The organism is Kitasatospora sp. NPDC050463 (assembly GCF_040655255.1).
Lineage (GTDB): Bacteria > Actinomycetota > Actinomycetes > Streptomycetales > Streptomycetaceae > Kitasatospora.
The window spans coordinates 87,150-114,149 of sequence record NZ_JBFAJO010000008.1 but is presented as its reverse complement, the minus strand read 5'-3'; the positions used below and the strand labels follow the sequence as shown (position 1 = coordinate 114,149).

Here is a 27,000-nt window from a genome sequence, read left to right as displayed (position 1 = left end):
AATTGACGATGGCCACGGACGAGAAGATCCTCAAGTACCTCAAGCGTGTCACGGCCGAACTGCACGACCTGCGCAAGCAGGTCCAGCGGAACGCGGACGAGCCGGTCGCGATCGTGGGCATGGCCTGCCGGCTGCCCGGCGGCGTCACCGGCCCCGACAGCCTGTGGCAGCTGGTCAGCGAGGGCCGCGACGGCGTGTCGGCGTTCCCGGAGGACCGCGGCTGGGACTTGGACGCGCTGCTCGACGACGACCCGGACAAGGCCGGCACCTCCTACGTCGCGCAGGGCGGATTCCTGCGCGACGCCGGGAAGTTCGACGCCGAGTTCTTCGGGATCTCGCCGCGTGAGGCGCTCGCCATGGACCCGCAGCAGCGGCTGCTGCTGGAGACCTCGTGGGAGGCGCTGGAACGGGCCGGCGTCGACCCGGCCTCGCTCAAGGGCGCGGACGTCGGGGTGTTCAACGGCATCATGGGCGTCGACTACTTCTTCGGTGGCAGCGTGCCGCCCGAGCTGGAGGGCTTCGCGGGTACGGGTGCGGCCGGCAGCGTGGCGTCGGGCCGGATCTCGTACGTGTTCGGCTTCGAGGGCCCGGCGGTCACCGTGGACACGGCGTGCTCGTCCTCGCTGGTGGCGATCCACCTGGCGGCGCAGGCGCTGCGCCGCGGCGAGTGCTCGATGGCGCTCGCGGGCGGTGCGACCGTGATGGCCACGCCGCACACCTTCGTGGAGTTCTCGCGCCAGCGCGGCCTGGCGGCCGACGGCCGGTGCAAGTCCTACGCGGACGCGGCGGACGGTACCGGCTGGGCCGAGGGTGCGGGCGTGGTGGTGCTGGAGCGGCTCTCCGAGGCCCGCCGCAAGGGCCACCGGGTGCTGGCCGTGTTGCGCGGCAGCGCGGTGAACCAGGACGGCGCGTCCAACGGTCTGACGGCGCCCAACGGGCTCTCCCAGCAGGTCGTGATTCGCAAGGCGTTGGCGGCGGCCGGGCTCACCCCGGCCGATGTGGACGTGGTGGAGGGTCACGGCACCGGGACGGTGCTGGGCGACCCGATCGAGGCGCAGGCGCTGCTGGCCACCTACGGCCAGGAGCGCGAGCCCGGGCGGCCGTTGTGGCTCGGGTCGCTGAAGTCCAACATCGGTCACGCCCAGGCGGCGGCCGGTGTGTCGGGTGTGATCAAGATGGTGCAGGCGCTGCGGCACGGTGTCATGCCCGCAACCCTGCACGTGGACGCGCCCTCCTCCCAGGTGGACTGGACCACGGGAGCGGTCGAGCTGCTCGACCGCAGCCGGCCCTGGCCGGAGGTGGACCGGCTGCGCCGGGCCGGGGTCTCCTCCTTCGGGGTCAGCGGCACCAATGCGCACCTGATCCTGGAGCAGGCGCCCGAGGAGGAGCCGGAGCCGCTGGCGGGCGAGGCCGCGCCGGGCGCCGGCGCGGTGCCGCTGGTGATCTCCGCGAAGAGCGCGGGATCGTTGACCGGTCAGGCCGAGCGGCTGACCGTGTTCGTCGAGGGGTCGGCGCAGGAACTGCCGGACGTCGCCGCCGCGTTGGTGGCGCAGCGGGCGTTGCTGACCGAGCGCGCGGTGGTGCTGGCGGGCTCGCGCGAGGAGGCGCTGGCCGGGCTGGGCGCGCTGGCGCGCGGGGAGTCCGATGCCGCGCTGGTGGCCGGCGGCGGCTCGGGCCCGGTCCGGACGGTGCTGGTGTTCCCGGGGCAGGGTTCGCAGCGGGTGGGTATGGGTCGGGAGTTGGCGGAGCGGTATCCGGTGTTCGCCGAGGCGTTCGACGCGGCGTGTGCGGCGTTGGACGCGCGGTTGGCGGGCTGGGTGGAGCACTCGGTCAAGGGCGTGGTGTTCGGTACGGCGGGTGAGGGTCTGCTGGACCGGACGGTGTTCACCCAGGCGGGTCTGTTCGCCGTCGAGACGGCGTTGTTCCGGCTGGTGGAGTCCTGGGGGGTGCGGCCGGACGCGGTGCTGGGCCACTCGATCGGTGAGCTCACCGCCGCGCATGTGGCGGGTGTGTTGTCGCTGGCGGATGCGGCGGCGGTGGTGGCCGCGCGTGGCCGGTTGATGCAGGCGCTGCCGGAAGGTGGCGCGATGGTGGCGGTGGCCGCCACGGAGGCGGAGGTCGCCGAACTCCTGGGTGACGGGGTGGATCTGGCGGCGGTGAACGGTCCGTCGTCGGTGGTGCTCTCCGGGGAGGAGGCGGCCGTGCTGAAGGCGGCCGAGAGTCTGCAGGCGCAGGGCCGCAAGGTCAAGCGGCTGACGGTCTCGCACGCCTTCCACTCGGCGCTGATGGAGCCGATGCTGGCGGAGTTCGCCGCGGTGCTCGCCGAGGTCTCCTGGGGTGAGGCCCAGGTCCCGATCATCTCGAACGTCACCGGTCGTCCGGCCGAGTCGGGTCAACTGGCCGACCCGGCCTACTGGGTGGACCATGTCCGCCGTCCGGTCCGGTTCGCCGAGGGCATCGCGGCGGCGGCCGAGGGCGGTGACGCGGTCTTCGTCGAGCTCGGCCCGGGTGCCGCGCTCAGCGGCGTGGTGGACGAGACGCTCGACGGCCGTGCGGTGGCGGTGGCCGCGCTGCGCGACGGCCGTCCGGAGGCGCACACCATGCTTGCCTCGGTCGCCGAACTCTTCGTCCGGGGCGTCGAGGTGGACTGGGTGAAGACCCTGCCCGCCGGCGCCGGCGCCGCTCGGGTGGAGCTGCCCACCTACGCCTTCGACCACGAGCACTACTGGCTCCGGATGATGGCCACGGTGACGGATGCGGCGGCGCTGGGCCTGACCGGCGCCGGGCACCCGCTGCTCGGCGCGGTCGTCCAACTCCCGCAGTCCGACGGGCTGGTGTTCACCTCGCGGCTGTCCCTGCGGACGCACGCGTGGTTGGCCGACCACGCCGTCGGCGGCGTCGTCCTGGTGCCGGGTACCGGGCTGGTGGAGCTGGCGGTGCGGGCCGGTGACGAGGTCGGCTGCGGTGCGCTGGACGAACTGGTCATCGAGGCACCGCTGGTGGTGCCCGAGCACGGCGGCCTGCGCGTCCAGGTCGCCGTCGGCGGCCCCGACGGAAATGGCGCCCGCACGGTGGAGGTGTACTCCGCGCGCGAGGACGCCACGGACGCCTGGACCCGTCACGCCACCGGCACCCTGGCGCCGACCACGGCCGGCGACTCCGAGTCGGCGTTCGACTTCACCGCCTGGCCCCCGCCCGGCGCGCAGCCGGCCGACATCGCCGACCTCTACCCCGACCTGGTCGCCCACGGCTACGCCTACGGCCCGGCCTTCCAGGGCCTGCGCGCGCTCTGGCGGCGTGGCGAGGAACTGTTCGCCGAGATCGCCCTGCCCGAGGACCAGCACGACGAGGCCGACCGCTTCGGCATCCACCCCGCGCTGCTCGACGCCGCCCTGCACCCGGGCCTGCGGGACACCGTGGCGGCCGACGGCGACCGGACCTGGCAGCCGTTGCGATGGAACGGGCTCGTGCTGCACGCCACCGGCGCGGCGGCGCTGCGGGTCAGACTCGCCCGACTCGGCGCCGGCACGCTGTCGTTCGAGGCCGCCGACGAGACCGGTGCCACCGTGCTGGCGGCGGACTCGGTGACGCTCCGCCCGGTTGCCGTCGAGCAGTTGGCCGCAGCGGCGGGGGCGACGGGCGGCGACGCGCTGTTCCGGGTGGAGTGGACCGAGCTGCCCTCGGCCGCCGGCCCGGCCGCCGTGGAGTGGACCGCCCTGTCCGACGCGGCCGAGGTCTCCGACCTGGTCGCCCCGGCCGACGGTGCGCCGGTACCGTCCGTCGTCGTCCTGGACACGGCCGGGGACGTGGCCGGGGGCGACGCCCTCGCGCTGACCGGCCGGGTCCTGGAGGTCGCGCAGGCCTGGCTGGCCGCGCCGAACCTCGAAGGCTCCCGCCTGGTGGTGCACACCCGGGGCGCGGTGCCCGCCGGTGGCGACGGTGCGGTGACGGACCCGGCGGGTGCCGCGGTCTGGGGTCTGATTCGGGTCGCCCAGGCGGAGAACCCGGACCGGATCGTGCTGGTCGACAGTGACGCCGACGTCGACGCCTTTCTCCCCGCCGTGCTGGCGGCCGGTGAGTCGCAGGTCGCCGTTCGCGGGACGACGCTGTTCGCGCCGCGTCTGGTCCGCGCCGCCGCGGCCGATGTGACGGGGGCGGCCTTCGACCCGGAGGGCACGGTTCTGGTCACCGGCGGTACCGGCTCGCTGGGCGGCCTGCTGGCCCGGCACCTGGTGACCGGGCACGGTGTCCGGCACTTGGTGCTGGTGAGCCGGCGCGGTCTGGGGGCCGAGGGTGCCCCGGAGTTGGCGGCGGAGCTGGCCGAGCTCGGGGCGTCCGTGTCGGTCGTGGCGAGTGACGTGACCGACCGGGAGTCGGTGGCGGCGCTGCTGGCGGCGGTGCCGGCCGAGCACCCGTTGACCGGTGTCGTGCACACCGCGGGTGTGCTGGACGACGGTGTGTTCGGGGCGCTGACGCCGGAGCGGTTGGCGTACGTGTTCGGTCCGAAGGTGACCGCGGTGCGGCATCTGGACGAGCTGACGCGTGAACTGGCACCGCGGCTGCGGTCGTTCGTGCTGTTCTCGTCGGCCGCGGGGGTCTTCGGCTCCACGGGTCAGGGTAACTACGCGGCGGCCAACGCCTATCTGGACGCGGTCGCCCACCGGCGCCGCGCCGACGGACTACCGGCCGCATCGCTGGCCTGGGGCCTCTGGGAGCAGGCCGGCGGCATGGCCGCGCACCTCACCGAGGCCGACCAGAACCGGGTGAACCGCGGCGGGTTCCTGGCGATCGCCCCGGCGGAGGGGCTGGAGCTCTTCGACGCGGCCCTGCGCGCCGACCGGGCCGTGACCGTGCCGATCAAGCTGGACCTGCGGGCCGTCCGGGCCGAGGCCGCGACGGGGCGCGGGGTCCTGTCGCTGCTGCGGAGCCTGGTGCCCGTCGGCCGGCGGGCCGTCCGGACCGCGTCCGGGCTGGCCGACCGGCTGGCCGGGCTGGCCGCGGCGGAGCAGGAGACGCTGCTGCTGGAGCTGGTCCGTACCCACGTGGCGACCGTGCTCGGGCACGCCGGTGCGGCGAACGTCAAGGTGGAGAAGGCCTTCAAGGACGCCGGCTTCGACTCGCTCACCTCCGTCCAACTGCGCAACCGGCTCCGGGAGTCGACCGGGCTCAACCTGCCCACGACCGTCGTCTACGACTACCCCACGCCGGTGGCGCTCGCCCGCTTCCTGCGCGAGGAGCTCGGCGACACCGCTGCTGCCGCCGCCGTCCCCACGGTGGTCGCGGCCGACCTCGACGAGCCGATCGCGATCGTCGGCATGGCCTGCCGGCTGCCCGGTGGTGTGGTCACCCCGGAGGACCTGTGGCGCCTGGTCAGCGAGGGCCGCGACGCGGTCTCCGGATTCCCGGTGGACCGCGGCTGGGACGTCAGCGGTCTCTACGACGAGGACCAGGAGAACATCGGCACCTCCTACGTCGACCAGGGCGGCTTCCTGCACGACGCGGGGCTCTTCGACGCGGGGTTCTTCGGGATCTCGCCGCGTGAGGCGCTGGCGATGGACCCGCAGCAGCGGCTGCTGCTGGAGATGTCCTGGGAGGCGCTGGAGCGGGCCGGGGTCGACCCGGCCTCACTGAAGGGTCGGGACGTCGGCGTGTTCTCCGGCGTGATGACCCAGGGCTACGGGATCGGCGGCGTCATCCCGTCGGAACTCAGCGGGTTCACCGCGACCGGCTCCGCGATGAGCGTGGCCTCGGGCCGGGTCTCCTACGTGTTCGGGTTCGAGGGCCCGGCGGTGACGGTCGACACGGCGTGCTCCTCCTCGCTGGTCGCGATGCACCTGGCCGCGCAGGCGCTGCGGTCGGGCGAGTGCTCGCTGGCGCTGGCCGGCGGCGCGACGATCATGGCGACGCCGCACACCTTCGTGGAGTTCTCGCGACAGAAGGCGCTGGCCCCCGACGGCCGCTGCAAGGCGTTCTCCTCGACAGCGGACGGTACGGGGTGGGGCGAGGGCGCGGGCGTGGTGGTGCTGGAGCGTCTGTCCGAGGCGCGGCGCAACGGGCACCGCGTGCTGGCCGTGCTGCGCGGCAGCGCGGTGAACCAGGACGGCGCGTCCAACGGTCTGACCGCGCCGAACGGCCCGTCGCAGCAGCGGGTGATCCGCCGGGCGCTGGCCAACGCGGGCCTGTCCACCGCCGACGTCGACGCGGTGGAGGCGCACGGGACGGGCACCTCGCTGGGCGACCCGATCGAGGCGCAGGCGCTGCTGGCCACCTACGGCCGCGGCCGCCCGGCCGAGCTTCCGCTCTGGCTCGGCTCGGTCAAGTCCAACGTCGGCCACACGCAGGCCGCGGCGGGTGTCGCGGGCGTGATCAAGATGGTGGAGGCGCTGCGGCACGGTGTGCTGCCGCCCACCCTGCACGTCGAGGAGCCGACGGCGCAGGTGGACTGGTCGGTCGGCGCGGTGGAACTGCTGACCGAGACGCGGCAGTGGCCGGAGACCGGCCGCCCCCGCCGGGTGGGCGTGTCCTCGTTCGGGCTGAGCGGGACGAACGCGCACCTGATCCTGGAGCAGGCGCCCGAGGAGGAGCCGGTCGCGGTCGAGGCCGCGCCCGACGCGGTGGTGCCGCTGGTGGTGTCGGCGGCGTCGACCGGTTCGCTGGCCGGTCAGGCCGAGCGGCTGGTCTCCTTCCTGGACACCGCGGATGCGGTGTCGCTGCCCGCGACGGCGAACGCACTGGTGTCCCGGCGCGCGCTGCTGTCCGAGCGCGCGGTGATGGTGGCCGGTTCGCCGGAGGAGGCGTTGGCGGGGCTGGGTGCGCTGGCGCGGGGCGAGTCCGTTCCGGGGCTGGTGACGGGCAGTGTGTCGAGTCCTGGCCGGACGGTACTGGTGTTCCCGGGTCAGGGTTCGCAGTGGGTCGGCATGGGTCGTGAACTGCTGGACTCCTCACCGGTGTTCGCGGAGCGCATCACGGAGTGCGGCCGAGCCCTGGGCCCGTGGGTGGACTGGTCGCTGGAGGAGGTTCTGCGCGGTCAGGCGCCGGCGGAGCTGCTGGACCGGGTGGACGTGCTCCAGCCGGCGAGCTTCGCGGTGATGGTCGGTCTGGCCGCCGTGTGGGCGTCGGTGGGTGTGGTGCCGGACGCGGTGGTCGGTCACTCGCAGGGTGAGATCGCGGCGGCCTGTGTGGCCGGTGCGTTGTCGTTGGAGGACGCGGCGCGGATCGTGGCGGTGCGCAGCCAGGTGATCGCCGGGAGCCTCGCGGGGCGTGGCGGGATGGCGTCGGTGGCGCTCTCCGAGAGCGAGGCCGTGACGAGGCTGGAGCGTTGGGCGGACCGCGTCGAGGTGGCAGCCGTCAACGGTCCGACGTCCGTCGTGGTCGCCGGCGATGCCGAGGCCCTGACCGAGGCCTTGGAGGTCCTGGCGGCGGACGGGGTGCGGGTGCGCCGGGTCGCGGTGGACTACGCCTCCCACACCCGCCATGTCGAGGCGATCGAGGACACGCTGGGTGAGGCGTTCGCGGACATCCGCAGCCAGGCCCCGCTGGTGCCGTTCTACTCGACGGTCACGAGTGGGTGGGTCGACGAGGCGGGTGTGCTGGACGGCGGGTACTGGTACCGCAACCTGCGCGGCCAGGTCCGCTTCGGCCCGGCGGTCGCGGCGCTGCTGGGCGAGGGCCACACGGTGTTCGTGGAGGCCAGCGCCCACCCGGTGCTGGTCCAGCCGATCAACGAGGTCGTGGACGAGACCGGGGCCGAGGCCCTGGTCACCGGTTCGCTGCGCCGGGAGGAGGGTGGCCTGCGCCGGCTGCTGGCCTCGATGGCCGAACTCCACGTCCGCGGCGTGGCCGTGGACTGGACCGGCGTGCTGCCCGCCGATGCCGGCGCAGCCCAGGTGGACCTGCCGACCTACGCCTTCGAGCAGCAGCACTACTGGCTCCAGACCGCCCCGGCCACCGACGCGGCCTCGCTCGGCCAGGCCACCGTCGACCACCCGCTGATCGGCGCGGTGGTGGAGGTCCCCGAGACGGGTGGCGTGCTCTGCACCTCCCGGCTCTCCCTGCGCACCCACCCCTGGCTGGGCGACCACGCCGTCGGCGGCGCCGTGCTGGTGCCCGGTACCGGTCTGGTGGAGCTGGCGGTGCGGGCCGGTGACGAGGTCGGCTGCGGCACGCTGGACGAGCTGGTGATCGAGGCCCCGCTGGTGCTGCCCGAACAGGGTGGCGTCCGGGTCCAGGTCACCGTCGGCGGCCCCGACGGGAACGGCGCCCGCAGCGTCGGCATCTACTCCGTCCGCGAGGACGCCGCCGGCGGCACCGGCGGCGACAGCTGGACCCGCCACGCCACCGGCACCCTGACGACGACGTCCGACGCCGCCGGCCCGGCGTTCGACTTCACCGCCTGGCCGCCCACCGGCGCCCAGCAGGTGGGTGTCACCGGCGGCTACGACCTGCTGGCCCGGGCGGGGTACGGGTACGGGCCGACCTTCCAGGGCGTGCGGGCGGTCTGGCGGCGCGGTGAGGAGCTCTTCGCCGAGATCGCGCTGCCCGAGGAGCAGCGGGACGGCGCCGCCAGGTTCGGTATTCACCCCGCACTGCTCGACGCGGCCCTGCACCCCGTCATGCTGGACGTGGCGCTCGGGGACCCGGCGGGCGAGAACCGGACGGGCGACGAGTCCGAGGTGCACCTGCCGTTCGGCTGGAACGGTCTGCGGTTGCACGCGGCCGGTGCCTCGGCGCTGCGGGTGCGTCTGCTGCAGTCCGACGCCAGGACCCTCTCCCTGGAGGCCGCCGACGAGACCGGCGGGCCCGTCCTGACGCTCCGCTCGCTGGTCTCCCGGGCCGTGTCCGCCGATCAGTTGGGCGCGGCCGCCGACGAGGGCCGGGACACCCTGTTCCGGGTGGAGTGGACGGAGCTCCCCGGCTCCGCCGCTCCGGGCCTGGAACTGCCACCGGCGTGGGTGCCGGTGGCCTCCCCGGACCACGTGGCCATGCTGACCAACGGCTCGGGAGTGCCGCCCGTCGTCGTCCTGGACGCGGCGGGGGACGCGGCGGGGGACGATGCCCTCGCGCTGACCGGCCGGGTGCTGGCGATCGTGCAGGCCTGGCTCTCCACCAGGGGGCTGGACGCGGCGCAGCTGGTCGTGGTCACCCGGGGCGCGGTGCCCGCCGGTGGCGACGGTGCGGTGACGGACCCGGCGGGTGCCGCGGTCTGGGGTCTGATTCGGGTCGCCCAGGCGGAGAACCCGGACCGGATCGTGCTGCTCGACACCGACACCGCCCCCGGCACGGACGTCGAGCCGCTGCTCGCCGGCGTGCTGGCGGCCGGTGAGTCGCAGGTCGCCGTGCGTGGGACGACGCTGTTCGCGCCGCGTCTGGTCCGCGCCGTCGCGGCCGACGTGACGGGGGCGGCCTTCGACCCGGAGGGCACGGTCCTGGTCACCGGTGGCACCGGAACCCTCGGCGGCCTGCTGGCCCGGCACCTGGTCACCGGGCACGGTGTCCGGCACTTGGTGCTGGTGAGCCGGCGCGGTCTGGGGGCCGAGGGTGCCTCGGAGTTGGCGGCGGAGCTGGCCGAGCTCGGGGCGTCGGTGTCGGTCGTGGCGAGTGACGTGACCGACCGGGAGTCGGTGGCGGCGCTGCTGGCGGCGGTGCCGGCCGAGCACCCGTTGACCGGTGTCGTGCACACCGCGGGTGTGCTGGACGACGGTGTGTTCGGGGCGCTGACGCCGGAGCGGTTGGCGTACGTGTTCGGTCCGAAGGTGACCGCGGTGCGGCATCTGGACGAGCTGACGCGTGAACTGGCGCCGCGGCTGCGGTCGTTCGTGCTGTTCTCGTCGGCCGCGGGGGTCTTCGGCTCCGCGGGTCAGGGTAACTACGCGGCGGCCAACGCCTATCTGGACGCGGTCGCCCACCGGCGCCGCGCCGACGGACTGCCGGCCGCGTCGCTGGCCTGGGGCCTCTGGGAGCAGGCCACCGCGATGACCGCCCACCTGGAGACGGCCGAGGAGGCCCGGGCGAGCCGGAGCCGCAGCCGGTCGCTGGGGTCGGACGAAGGCCTGGACCTCTTCGACGCGGCGCTGCGCACCGACGAGGCGCTGCTCGTCCCGATCAAGCTCGACCTGCGGTCCATGCGCGCCGACGCGGCGGCGGGCCGTGAGGTGCAGCCCCTGCTGCGCGGGCTGATCCGGGTGAGCCGGCAGACCGCGCGGTCGGCGGCGGCGAGCGACAGCACGGGCGGGCTGGCCGGTCGGCTGACCGGGCTGGCGGCGGCCGAGCAGGAGGCGCTGCTGCTGGAGCTGGTCCGTACGCACGCGGCGACCGTGCTGGGGCACGCCGGACCGGAGGGTGTGAAGACCGACACGGCGTTCCGCGACTCCGGCTTCGACTCGCTGACCTCGGTCGAGCTGCGCAACCGGCTGCGCGAGGCCACCGGCCTGAAGCTGCCCGCGACGGTCGTGTTCGACCACCCCACCCCGCTCGCCCTCGCCCGCCACCTGTACGGCGAGTTCGGTGAGACGACGAGGACCGGGGCCTCGGCGGCGGCGACCGTGCCGGCGGCCATGGCGGCCGATCCCGGCGAGCCGATCGCGATCGTCGGCATGGCCTGCCGGCTGCCCGGCGGTGTGGCGAGCCCGGAGGACCTGTGGCGGCTGGTCAGCGAGGGCCGGGACGCCATGTCCGGGTTCCCGTCCGATCGCGGCTGGGACCTGGACGGCCTGTTCGACGCCGACCCGGACAAGGCCGGCACCTCCTACGTGGACCAGGGCGGCTTCCTGCACGAGGCCGGGCTGTTCGACGGTGGCTTCTTCGGGATCTCGCCGCGCGAGGCGCTGGCGATGGACCCGCAGCAGCGCCTGCTGCTGGAGACCTCGTGGGAGGCGCTGGAGCGGGCCGGTATCGACCCGGCCACGCTGAAGGGCACCGACGTCGGGGTGTTCTCCGGCCTGATGGGCGCCGGCTACGGCTCGGGCAGCGATGTGCCCGCCGAGCTGGAGGGCTTCGTCACGACCGGCGCCGGCAGCAGTGTGGCGTCGGGCCGGGTGTCGTACGTGTTCGGGTTCGAGGGCCCGGCGGTGACGGTGGACACGGCGTGCTCGTCCTCGCTGGTGGCGATGCACCTGGCCGCGCAGGCGCTGCGGTCGGGCGAGTGCTCGCTGGCCCTGGCCAGCGGCGCGGCCGTCATGACCGGCCCCGGCGCGTTCGTCCAGTTCTCGCGCCAGCGGGGTCTGGCCTCGGACGGCCGGTGCAAGTCCTACGCGGAGGCCGCCGACGGTACGGGGTGGGCCGAGGGCGCGGGTGTGGTGGTGCTGGAGCGGCTCTCCGAGGCGCGCCGCAAGGGCCACCGGATCCTGGCGGTGGTCCGCGGCAGCGCGGTGAACCAGGACGGCGCGTCCAACGGACTGACGGCGCCGAACGGTCCCTCGCAGCAGCGGGTGATCCGCAAGGCGCTGGCGGCGGCCGGGCTCGCCCCGTCCGACGTCGACGCGGTCGAGGGCCACGGCACGGGCACCGTGCTGGGTGACCCGATCGAGGCGCAGGCGCTGCTGGCCACCTACGGCCGCGACCGCGACCCGGAGCGCCCGCTCTGGCTCGGCTCGCTGAAGTCCAACATCGGCCACACCCAGGCGGCTTCGGGCGTGGCCGGGGTGATCAAGATGGTCCAGGCGCTGCGGCACGGAGTGCTGCCGCCCACGCTGCACGTGGACGCGCCGTCCTCGCAGGTGGACTGGACGGTCGGTGCGGTGGAGCTGCTGACCGAGGCGCGGGAGTGGCCGGAGACCGGCCGCCCGCGCCGGGTGGGCGTCTCCTCGTTCGGGCTGAGCGGGACGAACGCCCACCTGATCCTGGAGCAGGTGCCCGAGGAGGACGAGGCCGAGCGGCCTGCCGTCGAGCCGACGGGCGCCGTGCCGCTGGTGATCTCCGCGAAGAGCGCGGGGTCGTTGGCCGGTCAGGCCGAGCGGCTGGCCGCCTTCGTCGAGGCGTCGGAGCGGGAAGTGCCGGATGTCGCCGCCGCGTTGGTGGCGCAGCGGGCGGTACTGACCGAGCGCGCGGTGGTGGTGGCGGACTCCTCCGAGGAGGCGCTCACGGGTCTGCGGGCGCTGGCTCGCGGGGAGTCCACCTCCGGCGTGGTGACCGGCTCGGGTTCGGCCCGGACGGTGCTGGTGTTCCCGGGGCAGGGTTCGCAGCGGGTGGGTATGGGTCGGGAGTTGGCGGAGCGGTTCCCGGTGTTCGCCGAGGCGTTCGACGCGGCGTGTGCGGCGTTGGACGCGCGGTTGGCGGGCTGGGTGGAGCACTCGGTCAAGGGCGTGGTGTTCGGTACGGCGGGTGAGGGTCTGCTGGACCGGACGGTGTTCACCCAGGCGGGTCTGTTCGCCGTCGAGACGGCGTTGTTCCGGCTGGTGGAGTCCTGGGGGGTGCGGCCGGACGCGGTGCTGGGCCACTCCATCGGTGAGCTCACCGCCGCGCATGTGGCGGGTGTGTTGTCGCTGGCGGATGCGGCGGCGGTGGTGGCCGCGCGTGGCCGGTTGATGCAGGCGCTGCCGGAGGGTGGCGCGATGGTGGCGGTGGCCGCCACGGAGGCCGAGGTCGCCGAACTCCTGGGTGAAGGTGTGGATTTGGCGGCGGTGAACGGTCCGTCGTCGGTGGTGCTCTCCGGTGAGGAGGCGGCCGTGCTGAAGGCGGCCGAGGGTCTGAAGGCGCAGGGCCGCAAGGTCAAGCGGCTCACGGTCTCGCACGCCTTCCACTCGGCACTGATGGAGCCGATGCTGGCGGAGTTCGCGGCCGCCCTGGCGGATGTGGCGTGGAGCGAGCCGAAGCTGCCGGTGATCTCGAACGTCACCGGCCGAGCTGCTGAACCCGGTCAACTGGTCGATCCCGCCTACTGGGTGGAGCACGTCCGCCGTCCCGTCCGGTTCGCCGAGGGCATCGCCGCGGCGGCCGAGGTCGGTGGCGCACTGTTCGTCGAGCTCGGCCCGGGTGCCGCGCTCAGCGGCGTGGTGGCGGAGTCCGCCGGCGAGGACGCGGTCTGTGTCGCGGCGCTGCGCGACGGCCGCCCCGAGGCGCACACCCTGCTCGCGTCGGTCGCCGAACTCTTCGTCCGGGGCGTCGAGGTGGACTGGGTGAAGACCCTGCCCGCCGGCCTCCCGGCCGCCCATCTGGACCTGCCCACCTACGCCTTCGACCACGAGCACTACTGGCTCCGGAGCGCTCCCGCCACCGACGCGGCCTCGCTCGGCCAGGGCCGGGCCGATCACCCGCTGCTCGGCGCGGTCGTGCGCCTGCCGCAGAACGACGGGCTGGTCTTCACCTCCCGACTGTCCCTGCGCACGCACGCCTGGTTGGCCGACCACGCCGTCGGCGGCGTCGTGCTGGTGCCCGCCACCGCCCTGGTGGAACTGGCCGTCCGGGCCGGTGACGAGGTCGGCTGCGGCGCGCTGGACGAACTGGTCGTCGAGGCACCCCTGGTGGTGCCCGAGCAGGGCGGGGTCCGGGTCCAGGTCGCCGTCGGCGGCCCCGACGGGAACGGCGCGCGCGCCGTGGAGGTGTACTCCGCGCGTGAGGACGTCGAGGACGCCACGGACGCCTGGACCCGCCACGCCACCGGCACCCTCGCGGTGGCGCCGACGGTGGGCGCCGCCCCGCAGGTCGACACCGCCGCGTGGCCCCCGGCCGGTGCGGAGCCGGTCGACGTCGACGGCATCCACACCGAACTCATCGGGCACGGCCACGAGTACGGGCCGTCGTTCCAGTGCGTGCGCGCGGTCTGGCGGCGAGGCGACGAGGTGTTCGCCGAGGTCGCCCTGCCCGAGGCGCAGCGGGACGGCGCCGGCCGGTTCGGTCTGCACCCCGCGCTGCTCGACGCAGCCCTGCACCCCGCCCTGCGGGACGCGGGCGCTGCGGACCGCGAGCAGGCGTGGCAGCCGCTGGAGTGGCGCGGGCTGGCCCTGCACGCCGTCGGCGCCCCGGCGCTGAAGGTGCGGATCACCGCGCAGGGGCCCGACACGCTGGCGCTGGTGGCGGTCGACGAGACCGGCGGCCCCGTCCTGACGGCGGCCTCGGTGACGCTGCGACCGCTGGCCGCCGAGCAGTTGGCGGCCGCGGCCGGCACGGCGGGCGACGACGCGCTGTACCGGGTGGACTGGACGGTGCTGCCCCCGGCACCGCTGCAGAGCGCCGGGACGGCGCCGCGCCGGGCCACCGTGACGACGGCGGCGGACCTCGCGGCCCTGACGGCCGCCGGGGACGTTCCTCCCGTGGTGCTTCTGGAGGCCGTCGCGGACGGCGAGGGAGGCGAGGACGCCGAGGGCGAGGACGCCGTCCTCTCCCTGGCCTCCCGGATCCTGGCGGTGGTGCAGTCCTGGCTGGCCGAGGAGGACCTGGAGGACTCCCGGCTGGTGGTGGCGACCCGGGGCGCGGTGCCCGCCGGCGGCGACGCCGCGGTGACCGACCCGGCCGGCGCCGCCGTCTGGGGCCTGGTCCGCGCGGCCCAGGCCGAGAGCCCCGACCGGATCGTCCTGCTCGACCTGGACCCGGCCACGGCGGCCGACCCGGACACCGTGCTCGGCCCGGTGATCGCACTCGGCGAGCCGCAGGTCGCGGTGCGCGGGACGGCGCTGCACGTGCCGCGCCTGGCCCGGACCGCCGGTGGTGACGCGACGGGCGGGGAGCCGGCGTTCCGTCCGGACGGCACGGTCCTGATCACCGGCGGCACCGGGTCGCTCGGCGCCCTGGTGGCCCGCCACCTGGTCGCGCGGCACGGCGTCCGCCACCTCGTCCTGGCGGGCCGGCGCGGTCCGGACGCCGACGGTGCGGCGCAGCTCGCCGCCGAACTCGGCGCCGCAGGCGCGGCCGTGTCGGTGGTGGCGTGCGACGTCACCGACCGGGACGCGGTCGCCACCCTGCTGGCCGCCGTCCCGGCCGAGCACCCGCTGACCGGCATCGTCCACGCCGCCCGGGTCTTCGACGCCGGCGTGATCGGCGAGGTCGATCCGGACCGGATGGCGCGGGTCTTCGCGCCGAAGGTCACCGCCGTCCGCCACCTGGACGAGCTCAGCCGTGAACTCGCCCCGGAACTGGCCGCGTTCGTCCTGATGTCCTCGGCCGCCTCGGTCTTCCTGGGTGCGGGCACCGGCGGCTACGCCGCGGCCAACGCCTACCTGGACGCGGTGGCGCACCGGCGCCGCGCGGCGGGCCTGCCCGGCACCTCGCTGGCCTGGGGCGTGTGGGCGCAGGCGGCCGGCACGGACGGCTCCGCCGACGGGCCCGGCCAGGACCGGACCGGCCGGCGCGGGGGCGTCCGGCCCCTGACGGCCGAGGCGGGCACGGACCTGTTCGACGCGGCGCTGCGCACCGGCGAGGCGCTGCTGGTGCCGGTCCAGCTGGACCTGCGGGCGCTGCGCGCCGACGCCGCGCTCGGCGGTGGCGTCGCGCCGCTGCTGCGCGGGCTGGTCCGCACCGGCCGGCAGGCCGTCCGGGCGGCCGCCGGTGACGGTGGCGGCGGGCTGGCCCGCCGGCTGGCCGGGCTCGCTCCGGCCGAGCAGGAGGCGCTGCTGCTGGACCTCGTTCGGGGCCGGGTAGCGACCGTCCTCGGTCACGCCGGGGCGGAGCAGGTCAGGCCGGAGACGGCGTTCAAGGACGCCGGCTTCGACTCGCTGACCTCCGTCGAACTGCGCAACCGGCTCCGGGAGGCGACGGGGCTGGGACTGCCGGCCACGGTGGTCTTCGACTACCCGACGCCGCTGGCGCTGGCGCACTACCTGCACGACCGGCTGGACCCGTCCGCCGAGGCCGCGGCCACCTCGCACCCGCTGCTGGTCGAGCTGAGCCGGCTGGAGGCGATGCTGGCCGAGACACCGGCCGGCGACTCGGCCCGGGACCAGGTCGCCACCCGGCTCCAGGGCCTGCTGGCCACCTGGTCGACCGGGAACGGCGGGCCCGGCGAGGAACAGATCGACTACGACACCGCCTCCGACGACGAGCTCTTCGATCTCATCGACACGGAGTTCGGCAGCTAGCCGCCGACGACACCCCGCGACCCCGCAGAACACCCGACGCCACAGCCCTCTAGGAGCCGAACTTCGATGGCGGATGAAAGCAAGCTTCGCGACTACCTCAAGCGCGTCCTCGCGGAGGCGCGCCGCTCCCAGCAACGCGTGCTGGAGCTGGAGGCCGAGAAGTCGGAGCCGATCGCGATCGTGGGCATGGCCTGCCGGCTGCCGGGCGGGGTGGCCGGCCCGGACGACCTGTGGCGGCTGGTCACCGAGCGCGGGGACGGCGTGTCGGGCTTCCCGACCGACCGCGGCTGGGACCTGGACGTGCTGTTCGACGAGGACCCGGAGAAGAGCGGCACCTCGTACGTCAGCCGGGGCGGCTTCCTGCACGAGGCGGGGCTCTTCGACGCGGGGTTCTTCGGCATCTCGCCGCGTGAGGCGGTCGCCATGGACCCGCAGCAGCGGCTGCTGCTGGAGACCTCGTGGGAGGCGCTGGAGCGGGCCGGCGTCGACGCGGCGGGGTTGAAGGGCTCGGACGTCGGCGTCTTCGTCGGAGTGATCAACGAGGGTTACGCGACCGGCGGCCCGGTCCCCCCGGAGCTGGAGGGCTTCACCGGGACGGGGACCACCGGCAGTGTGGCGTCGGGCCGGATCTCGTACGTGTTCGGCTTCGAGGGCCCGGCGGTGACGGTGGACACGGCGTGCTCGTCCTCGCTGGTGGCGATGCACCTGGCGGCGCAGGCGCTGCGGCGGGGGGAGTGCTCGCTGGCGCTGGCCGGCGGTGCGACGGTCATGGCCGGGCCGGGGATGTTCATGGAGTTCTCGCGGCAGCGGGCGCTGGCGGCCGACGGCCGGTGCAAGTCGTACGCGGAAGCGGCGGACGGCACCGGCTGGGCCGAGGGCGCGGGCATGGTGCTGTTGGAGCGGCTCTCCGACGCCCGGGCCAACGGGCACCACGTCCTGGCCGTGCTGCGCGGGTCGGCGGTGAACCAGGACGGCGCGTCCAACGGTCTGACGGCGCCCAACGGCCCCTCGCAGCAGCGGGTGATCCGCAAGGCGTTGGCGGCGGCCGGGCTCACCCCGGCCGATGTGGACGTGGTGGAGGGGCACGGCACCGGGACGGTGCTGGGCGACCCGATCGAGGCGCAGGCGCTGCTGGCCACCTACGGTCAGGAGCGCGAGCCCGGGCGCCCGTTGTGGCTCGGGTCGCTGAAGTCCAACATCGGCCACACGCAGGCCGCGGCCGGTGTCGCCGGTGTGATCAAGATGGTGCAGGCGATGCGCCACGGCGTGATGCCCGCGACCCTGCACGTGGACGCGCCCTCCTCCGAGGTGGACTGGTCGGCGGGTGCGGTGGAGCTGCTGACCGAGGCGCGCGAGTGGCCGGAGACCGGCCGGCCCCGCCGGGCCGGGGTCTCCTCCTTCGGTGTCAGCGGGACGAACGCGCACGTGGTGCTGGAGGAGCCCCCCGTCGAGCCCGCGGCCGAGCCGGACGCGGTCCGGGCCGCCCCCGGCGGCATACTGCCGCTGGTCGTCTCGGCGGCCTCGATCGGCGCGCTGGCGGGCCAGGCCGAGCGGCTGGCGGCCTTCGTCGGGAGCGCGGACGGGGCGGTCCTGGAGGACGTCGCCGCAGCGCTGGCCACCGGCCGGGCGGTGCTCGCCGAGCGTGCGGTGGTGGTGGCCGGTTCGTCGGAGGAGGCGCTGGCCGGGCTGGGTGCGCTGGCGCGGGGCGAGTCCGCTCCGGGGCTGGTGACGGGGACCGCGGGCGGGGCGGGCAAGCTCGTCCTGGTCTTCCCCGGGCAGGGCTCGCAGTGGGTCGGCATGGGTCGTGAACTGCTGGACTCCTCGCCGGTGTTCGCCGAGCGGGTGGCGGCGTGTGCGGCCGCCCTGGGCCCGTGGGTGGACTGGTCGCTGGAGGAGGTTCTGCGCGGGGACGCCCCGGCCGAGCTGCTGGACCGGGTGGACGTGCTGCAGCCGGCGAGCTTCGCGGTGATGGTCGGTCTGGCCGCCGTGTGGGCGTCGGTGGGTGTGGTGCCGGACGCCGTGCTGGGCCATTCGCAGGGTGAGATCGCGGCGGCCTGTGTGGCCGGTGCGTTGTCGCTGGAGGATGCGGCGCGGATCGTGGCGGTGCGCAGCCAGGTGATCGCCGGCAGCCTCGCGGGGCGTGGTGGGATGGCCTCGGTGGCGCTCTCCGAGACCGACGCCGCCGAGCGACTGGAACGTTGGGCGGACCGCGTCGAGGTGGCGGCGGTCAACGGCCCATCCTCCGTGGTCGTGGCCGGTGACGCGGAGGCCCTCGACGAGGCCCTGGACGTCCTGGCTGCCGAGGGCGTGCGGGTGCGCCGGGTCGCGGTGGACTACGCCTCCCACACCCGCCATGTCGAGGCGATCGAGGAGACGCTGGGCAAGGCCTTCGCCGACATCCGTAGCCAGGCCCCGCAGATCCCCTTCTACTCCACCGTCACGAGCGGGTGGGTCGACGAGGCGGGTGTGCTGGACGGCGGGTACTGGTACCGCAACCTGCGCGGCCAGGTCCGCTTCGGTCCCGCGGCCGCCGAACTCCTCGGCCAGGGCTACACCGTGTTCGTCGAGTCCAGCGCCCACCCGGTGCTCGTCCAGCCGATCAGCGAGATCGTGGACGCCGCCGACGCGACGGCCGTGGTCACCGGGACGCTGCGCCGCGAGGAGGGCGGGCCCCGCCGGCTGCTGACCTCGATGGCCGAACTCCACGTCGGCGGCGTGGCCGTGGACTGGACGGGCGTCCTGCCCACCGGCACCGCCCGCGTCGAGCTGCCGACCTACGCCTTCGACCACCGGCACTACTGGCTCCAGCTCGGCCCCGCCGCCGACGCGGCCTCGCTCGGCCAGGCAGCCGCCGACCATCCGCTGATGGGCGCGGTGGTGGAGGTGCCCGAGACGGGCGGCCTGCTCGGCACCTCACGGCTGTCGCTCCGGACGCACCCCTGGCTGGCCGACCACGTCGTCGGGGGAGTGGCCCTGCTCCCGGCCGGCGCCCTGGTGGAACTGGCGGTGCGGGCCGGTGACGAGCTCGGCTGCGGAACCCTCGACGAGCTGGTCGTCAAGGCCCCGCTGCTGCTGCCCGAACAGGGCGGCGTCCGGGTCCAGGTCACCGTCGGCGGCCCCGACGAGACCGGTGCCCGCAGCGTCGCCGTGTACTCGACCCGCGAGGACGCCGCCGGCGACACCGGCAGCGACACCTGGACCCGCCACGCCACCGGCACGCTCACCGCGACGACGAAGACCGGCAGCCCGCAGGCCGACTTCACCGTCTGGCCGCCCGCCGGGGCGCGGCCCGTCGACGTCGACACCCTCTACGACGCTCTCGCCCGGCACGGCTACGAGCACGGCCCGGTCTTCCGGAGCGTACGCGGGCTCTGGCAGCGTGGCGAGGAGACGTTCGCCGAGGTCGCGGTGGACGAGGCCGACCGCGAGGAGGCCGGCCGGTTCGGCCTGCACCCCGCCCTCCTCGACGCCGCCCTGCACCCGGCACTGCGGGACACCGCCGGGGCCGACGGCGCCGCGAGCGGTGCCCGGGTCTGGCAGCCGCTCGCCTGGCAGGGGCTCGCGCTGCACGCCGTCGGCGCCACCGTGCTGCGCGTGCGGATCGGCCCGAACGGCGGCGACGCCGTGTCGCTGGAGGCGGTCGACCAGGCCGGCGGTCTGGTCCTGACGGCGGACGCGGCGGAGCTGCGGCCGCTGACCGCCGAACAGTTGACGACCGCGACGGGCACGGCGGGCGAGGACGCGCTGTTCCGCGTCGAGTGGAGCGAACTGCCCCCGTCCGCGGGGGCGGTGGCCGAGCCGCCGACCTGGGTCACGGTGTCCGAGGCGGGCGCGGTCACCGCGCTGGCCGACGCCCCGGAGCTTCCCGCCCTGGTGGTCCTGGACGCCGCCGCCGACGGCGGTCACGGCGTCGACACCGCGCTCGTCCTGACGAACCGGGTGCTGGCGGCCGTCCAGGCCTGGCTGGCGGCTCCGGGGCTGGAGACGGTCCCCCTCGTCGTGGCCACCCGGGGTGCGGTGGGCGCCGGCGCGGACGGCGCGGTCACCGACCCGGCCGGCGGCGCGGTGTGGGGCCTGATCCGCGCCGCCCAGACCGAGAACCCCGACCGGATCGTCCTGCTCGACCTCGATCCCGACTCCGACGCGGGTCACCACGCCGACGTAGACGCCCACCCCGCCGCTCACGGTGACCTGGCCCCCGTCCTGGGCGCGGTGCTCGCCGCCGGGGAGCCCGAACTGGCCCTGCGGGGAACGACGCTGTCCATTCCGCGACTCGTCCGGGCGGTATCGGCCACCGGGACCGGCGGTGGCGGTGAGCGCGCCACCGCGCCCTGGGCGGGCCTCGACCCCGAGGGCACCGTCCTGATCACCGGTGGTACGGGTTCGCTGGGCGGGATCCTCGCCCGGCACCTCGTCGCCACGCACGGCATCCGCCATCTGGCGCTGGTCAGCCGGCGCGGACCGGCGGCGGAGGGAGCGGCGGAGCTGGTCGCCGAACTGACCGGGCTCGGTGCGACGACGGTCTCGGTGGAATCCTGCGACGTGACCGACCGGGAGGCCGTGGCGGCCCTGCTGGCCGCCGTGCAGCGCGACGGACGTCGGCTGACCGCCGTCGTGCACACCGCGGGCATCGCCGACGCCGGCGTCATCGGCACCCTGGAGCCCGAGCGGGTCGCGCAGGTCTTCGCCCCGAAGGTGACCGCGGCGCAGCACCTGGACGCTCTGACCCGCGAACTGGCCCCCGATCTGGACGCGTTCGTCGTCTTCTCCTCCGTCTCCTCCGTGTTCCTCGGCGCGGGCACCGGCAGCTACGCGGCCGCCAACGCCTTCCTGGACGCGCTGGCGTACCAGCGCCGGGCGGCCGGACTCGCCGGGACCTCGCTGGCCTGGGGCCTGTGGAACCAGACCGCCGGCGGTATGGCCGCCGGCATGGACGAGCTCACGCGGAGCCGGATGAACCGGCGCGGCGGCGTGCTGGCGATGACGGCCGAGGAGGGCATGGACCTCTTCGACGCGGCGCTGCACACCGGCGAGGCGCTGCTGATCCCGGCCAGGCTCGACCTGCGGGCGCTGCGCGCCGGCGCCGCGGCCGGCCGCGACATCCCGACCCTGCTGCGGGGCCTGGTACGGACCGGGCGGCAGCTGGTGCGGGCGGCCTCGGGTGACGGCGGCGGAGGGCTGGCCGGTCGGCTGGCCGGGCTGGCGGCGGCCGAGCAGGAGGCGCTGCTGCTGGACCTGGTCCGTACGCACGCGGCGACCGTGCTCGGGCACGCGGGGCCCGAGGCGATCCGCAGCGGGACGGCGTTCCGGGACTCCGGCTTCGACTCGCTGACCTCGGTCGAGCTGCGCAACCGGCTGCGCGAGGCGACCGGCCTGAAGCTGGCCGCGACGGTGGTCTTCGACCACCCCACCCCGCTCGCGTTCGCCCGCTACCTCCACGCCGAGTTCGGTCATGTGGCCGCCGAGACCGCCGCGACGGCTCCGACCGTCCTGGCCGCCGATCCGGACGAGCCGATCGCCATCGTGGGCATGGCCTGCCGGCTGCCCGGTGGCGTCGGCAGTCCGGCGGACCTGTGGCGGCTGGTCAGCGAGGGCCGGGACGCCATGTCCGGCTTCCCGGAGGACCGCGGCTGGGACGTGGACGGCCTGTTCGACGCCGACCCCGGAAAGGCCGGCACCTCCTATGTGAGCCAGGGCGGGTTCCTCTACGAGGCCGGGCAGTTCGACGCGGGCTTCTTCGGGATCTCGCCGCGTGAGGCGCTCGCGATGGACCCGCAGCAGCGGCTGCTGCTGGAGACGTCCTGGGAGGCGCTGGAGCGGGCCGGGATCGACCCGCTCGCACTGAAGGGGCGGGACGTCGGCGTGTTCTCCGGCGTGATGGGCCAGGGCTACGGCGCCGGCGGCGCGGTGCCCGCCGAGCTGGAGGGCTTCACCGGCACCGGCGGCATGGGCAGTGTGGCCTCCGGTCGGGTCGCCTACGTGTTCGGACTGGAGGGTCCGGCGGTCACCGTGGACACGGCGTGTTCCTCCTCGCTGGTGGCGATGCACCTGGCCGCGCAGGCGCTGCGGCAGGGCGAGTGCTCGATGGCGCTGGCCGGTGGCGCGACCGTGATGGCCACCCCCGGTACCTTCGTGGAGTTCTCGCGCCAGCGCGGCCTGGCGACGGACGGCCGGTGCAAGTCGTACGCGGACGCGGCGGACGGTACCGGCTGGGCCGAGGGTGCGGGCGTGGTGGTGCTGGAGCGGCTCTCCGAGGCACGGCGCCACGGGCACCGGGTGCTCGCGGTGGTGCGCGGCAGCGCGGTGAACCAGGACGGCGCGTCCAACGGTCTGACGGCGCCCAACGGGCTGTCGCAGCAGCGGGTGATCCGCAAGGCGCTGGCGAACGCGGGTCTGTCGCCGGTCGAGGTGGACGTGGTGGAGGGTCACGGGACCGGGACGGTGCTGGGTGACCCGATCGAGGCGCAGGCGCTGCTGGCCACCTACGGCCAGGACCGGGAGCCGGGGCGTCCGCTCTGGCTGGGCTCGCTGAAGTCGAACATCGGCCACACCCAGATGGCGGCCGGTGTCGCCGGTGTGATCAAGATGGTGGAGGCGCTGCGGCACGGTGTCCTGCCGCCCACGCTGCACGTGGACACGCCGTCCTCGCAGGTGGACTGGTCGGCCGGCGCAGTGGAGTTGCTGACCGAGGCGCGGGAGTGGCCGGAGACCGGCCGCCCCCGCCGGGTGGGCGTGTCCGGGTTCGGGGTCAGTGGGACGAACGCCCATCTGATCCTGGAACAGGCTCCGGTCGAGCCCGCGGTGGAACGCCCCGCCGTCGCGCCGACGGGCCTGGTGCCGCTGGTGGTCTCCGCGAAGAGCACGGGGTCGCTGGCCGGGCAGGCCGACCGGCTGGCCCCGTTCGTCGAGACCTCCGGCGCCCGGACGGTGGACATCGCCGCCGCCCTGCTGTCGCAGCGGGCGCTGCTGTCCGAGCGTGCTGTGGTGCTGGCGGGCTCCTCGGAGGAGGCGCTGGCGGGGCTGAGCGCGCTGGCGCGGGGTGACAGCAGCTCGGCGCTGGTGAGCGGGACGGTGTCGGAAACGGCTCGGACGGTGTTCGTCTTCCCGGGGCAGGGTTCCCAACGGATCGGGATGGGCCGGGAGTTGGCCGAGCAGTACCCGGTGTTCGCCGAGGCGTTCGACGCGGCGTGTGCGGCGTTGGACGCGCGGTTGGCGGGCTGGGTGGAGCACTCGGTCAAGGATGTGGTGTTCGGTACGGCTGGGTCCCTCGATCAGACCGTCTACGCCCAGGCGGGTCTGTTCGCGGTGGAGACGGCGTTGTTCCGGCTGGTGGAGTCCTGGGGGGTGCGGCCGGACGCGGTGCTGGGTCACTCGATCGGTGAGCTCGCGGCCGCGCATGTGGCGGGGGTGTTGTCGCTGGCGGATGCGGTGGTGGTGGTGGCCGCGCGTGGCCGGTTGATGCAGGCGCTGCCGGAGGGTGGTGCGATGGTGGCGGTGGCCGCCGCCGAGGCGGAGGTCGCCGAACTCCTCGGTGACGGGGTGGATTTGGCGGCGGTGAACGGTCCGTCGTCGGTGGTGCTCTCCGGTGAGGAGGCGGCCGTGCTGAAGGCGGCCGAGAGTCTGAAGGCGCAGGGCCGCAAGGTCAAGCGGCTCACGGTCTCGCACGCCTTCCACTCGGCACTGATGGAGCCGATGCTGGCGGAGTTCGCGGCCGCCCTGGCCGAGGTGACCTGGCGCGAGCCGAAGCTTGCGGTGATCTCCAATGTGACCGGCCGGGTGGCCGATCCCGGTCAACTGGCCGATCCCGCCTACTGGGTGGAGCACGTCCGCCGTCCGGTCCGGTTCGCCGAGGGCATCGTCGCGGCGGCCGAGGACGGTGGCGCGCTGTTCGTCGAGCTCGGCCCGGGTGCCGCGCTCAGCGGGGTGGTGGGCGAGACGGTCGACGGCCGTGCGGTGGCGGTGGCCGCGCTGCGCGACGGTCGCCCGGAGGCGCACACGCTGCTCGCCTCGGTGGCCGAACTCTTCGTCCGGGGCGTCGAGGTGGACTGGGTGAAGACCCTGCCCGCCGGCCTCCCGGCCGCGCACCTGGAGCTGCCGACCTACGCCTTCGATCACCGGCACTACTGGTTGCAGAGCGCCCCGGCGACCGACGCCGCCTTCCTGGGCCTGACCGGGACCGACCACCCGCTGCTCGGCGCGGTGGTGCACCTGCCGCAGAACGACGGGCTGGTCTTCACCTCCCGGCTTTCCCTGCGCACACACCCCTGGCTCGCCGACCATGCCGTCGGCGGCGTCGTGCTGGTGCCCGGCACCGGTCTGGTGGAGCTGGCGGTGCGGGCCGGTGACGAGGCGGGCTGCGGCACGCTGGACGAACTGGTCATCGAGGCACCGCTGGTGGTGCCCGACCACGGCGGCGTCCGCGTCCAGGTCGCCCTCGGCGGCCCCGACGACCGGGGCGCCCGCACGGTGGAGGTGTATTCCGCCCGCGAGGACGCCGGGGGCGCCGCGAACGGCGCGAACGGTGCGGACAGCTGGACCCGCCACGCCACCGGCACCCTGGTGCCGGCGAAGGCCGGCGCCGCCGCGCCGGAGTCCGACCTCACCGCCTGGCCGCCGCCCGGCGCCCAGCCGGTCGAGGTCGACGTCGACGGCTTCTACGCCGACCTGATCCGGCTCGGCTACACCTACGGCCCCTCGTTCCAGGGCCTGCGGGCGGTCTGGCGGCGCGGCGAGGAGGTCTTCGCCGAGATCGCGCTGCCGGACGGGTACCGCGAGGAGGCGGACCGCTTCGGCATCCACCCCGCGCTGCTCGACGCGGCCCTGCACGCCAACGGGTTCGTCCAGCCGGCCGGCGCCCCCTCGGGGGCGGACGAGCGCCGGACGGTCCTGCCGTTCGCGTGGAACGGGCTGACCCTGCACGCCGTCGGCGCCTCGGCGCTGCGGGTGCGGGTGGCACCGTCCGGCCCGGACGCGGTGTCGCTCCAGGCCGCCGACGAGACCGGCGGGCCGGTCCTGACCCTGGACTCGCTGGTGTTCCGGGCCGTCTCCGCCGAGCAGTTGGAGGCGGCGGCCGGTGCGCCGGGCGGCGACTCGCTGTTCCGGGTGGACTGGACGGCGCTGCCCCCGGCGGCGCAGGCCGTCGCACCGGCGCCGAGCCGGGTCTGCGTCGCCACCGCGGACGAGGTTGCCGCCCTGGCCGAGCAGGGCGCGGTGCCCGACGCGGTCGTGCTGACGGCCGTCGGCGGCGACGCGCTGGAGCTCGGCTCCCGGGTGCTCGACGTGCTCCAGGCCTGGCTGGTCGCGCCCGGCCCGGCGGACTCCCGGCTGGTCGTGGCCACCCGGGGCGCGGTGCCCGCCGGCGGCGACGCCGCACTGACCGACCCGGCGGGCAGCGCCGTCTGGGGTCTGGTCCGGACCGCCCAGGTGGAGAACCCGGACCGGATCGTCCTGCTCGACCTCGACCCGGACACCGATGCCGACACCGGCCTCGACGCCGTCCTGACCGCCGTGCTGGCGACCGGCGAGCCGCAGATCGCGGTGCGCGGGGCGGTGCTGTCCGCACCGCGTCTGGTCCGCGCCGTCGCGGCCGACGCGACGGGGGCGGCCTTCGACCCGGAGGGCACGGTCCTGGTCACCGGTGGCACCGGGTCGCTGGGCGCCCTGCTGGCCCGGCACCTGGTCACCCGGCACGGCGTGCGGCACCTGGTACTGACCAGCCGGCGTGGCCCGGCGGCCGCCGGGGCCGAGGAGTTGGTGGCCGAGCTGCGCGAGCTGGGCGCCGAATCGGTGTCCGTGGCGGCCTGCGACGTCGCCGACCGTGACGCGCTGGCGGCGCTGCTCGCCGCGGTGGTCGACGAACGCCCGCTGACGGCCGTCGTGCACACCGCGGGCGTCCTGGACGACGGTGTGATCGGGGCGCTGAACGGGGAACGGCTGGCGAACGTCTTCGCACCGAAGGTGACCGCCGTCGGCCACCTGGACGAGCTGACCCGCGAACTCGCCCCCGAACTGGACGCGTTCGTCGTCTTCTCCTCCGCCTCCGGCCTGTTCGGCTCGGCCGGGCAGGGCAACTACGCGGCGGCCAACGCCTACCTGGACGGGCTGATGGCCCGGCGCCGGGCGGGCGGCCTGCCGGCGCTGTCGCTGGCCTGGGGCCCGTGGGAGCAGACCGCCACCGGGATGACCACCGGAGCCGAGGCGGCCGGCCGCACCCGGACGAACCGTCGCGGCGGCATCCTCGCGCTCGGGCCGCAGGAGGGCACCGCGCTGTTCGACGCCGCGCTGGACGCGCACGAGGCCCTGCTGGTGCCGATCAAGCTGGACCTCCGGGCGATCCGGGCCGACGCCGCGACGGGCGCGGCGGTGCCACCCCTGCTGCGCGGTCAGGTCCGCGTCGGCCGCCAGGTGGCCAGGGCCGCGTCGGGTGACGGCGGTGACGGTCTGGTCCGCCGGCTGGCCGGGCTCGCCCGGGCCGACCAGGAGGCCGTGCTGGTGGACCTCCTGCGGACCCAGGTCGCGCTGGTCCTGGGCCATGCCGGTCCGGACGGGGTGGTGGCCGGGACGTCCTTCAAGGACGCCGGCTTCGACTCGCTCACCTCGGTCGAGCTGCGCAACCGGTTGCGCGAGGCCACCGGCCTCAACCTGTCCGCCACCGTGGTCTTCGACTACCCGACCCCGCTGGCGCTGGCCCGCCACGTGCACGGCGAACTGCTCCCGGACGGTGCGGCGAGCGGGCCGGAGGTGGACGAGGACCGTCTGCGGCACGCCCTGGTCTCCCTCCCGATGGCCCGGTTCCGGGAGGCCGGACTGATGGAGGCCCTGGTCAGGCTGGCCGCGCTCGACACCGGCGGTGCGGTGGCCGGCGAGCCGGACGAGGACGACCGGCCGGGCACGCTCGCCGACCTGGACGTCGACGACCTCGTTCAACTGGCGCTCGGCGGCGACGACGAGGGCCTCGAAAGCTGATGCGGTACAACGTGATGGGGGCAGTGAA

The 27,000-nt window shown here is 75.2% G+C and carries 2 protein-coding genes; both read left to right on the top strand.

The features are described 5' to 3' along the window. Positions 1-8: 8 nt before the first annotated feature. Positions 9-16,007: a type I polyketide synthase gene (locus AB0J08_RS07675; RefSeq protein ID WP_360628513.1), complete on the top strand. Its 15,999-nt coding sequence runs from the start codon at positions 9-11 to the stop codon at positions 16,005-16,007. Between the two features lie 66 nt (positions 16,008-16,073). Continuing rightward, entirely contained in the window at positions 16,074-26,972 is a 10,899-nt protein-coding gene (locus tag AB0J08_RS07670) for a type I polyketide synthase (protein WP_360628510.1), read from the top strand. Positions 26,973-27,000 lie beyond the last annotated feature (28 nt).

Coding starts and splice junctions, on each gene's coding strand:
- AB0J08_RS07670 (WP_360628510.1), top strand. CDS start 16,074: ATGGCGGATGAAAGCAAGCTTCGCGACTACCTCAAGCGCGTCCTCGCG.
- AB0J08_RS07675 (WP_360628513.1), top strand. CDS start 9: ATGGCCACGGACGAGAAGATCCTCAAGTACCTCAAGCGTGTCACGGCC.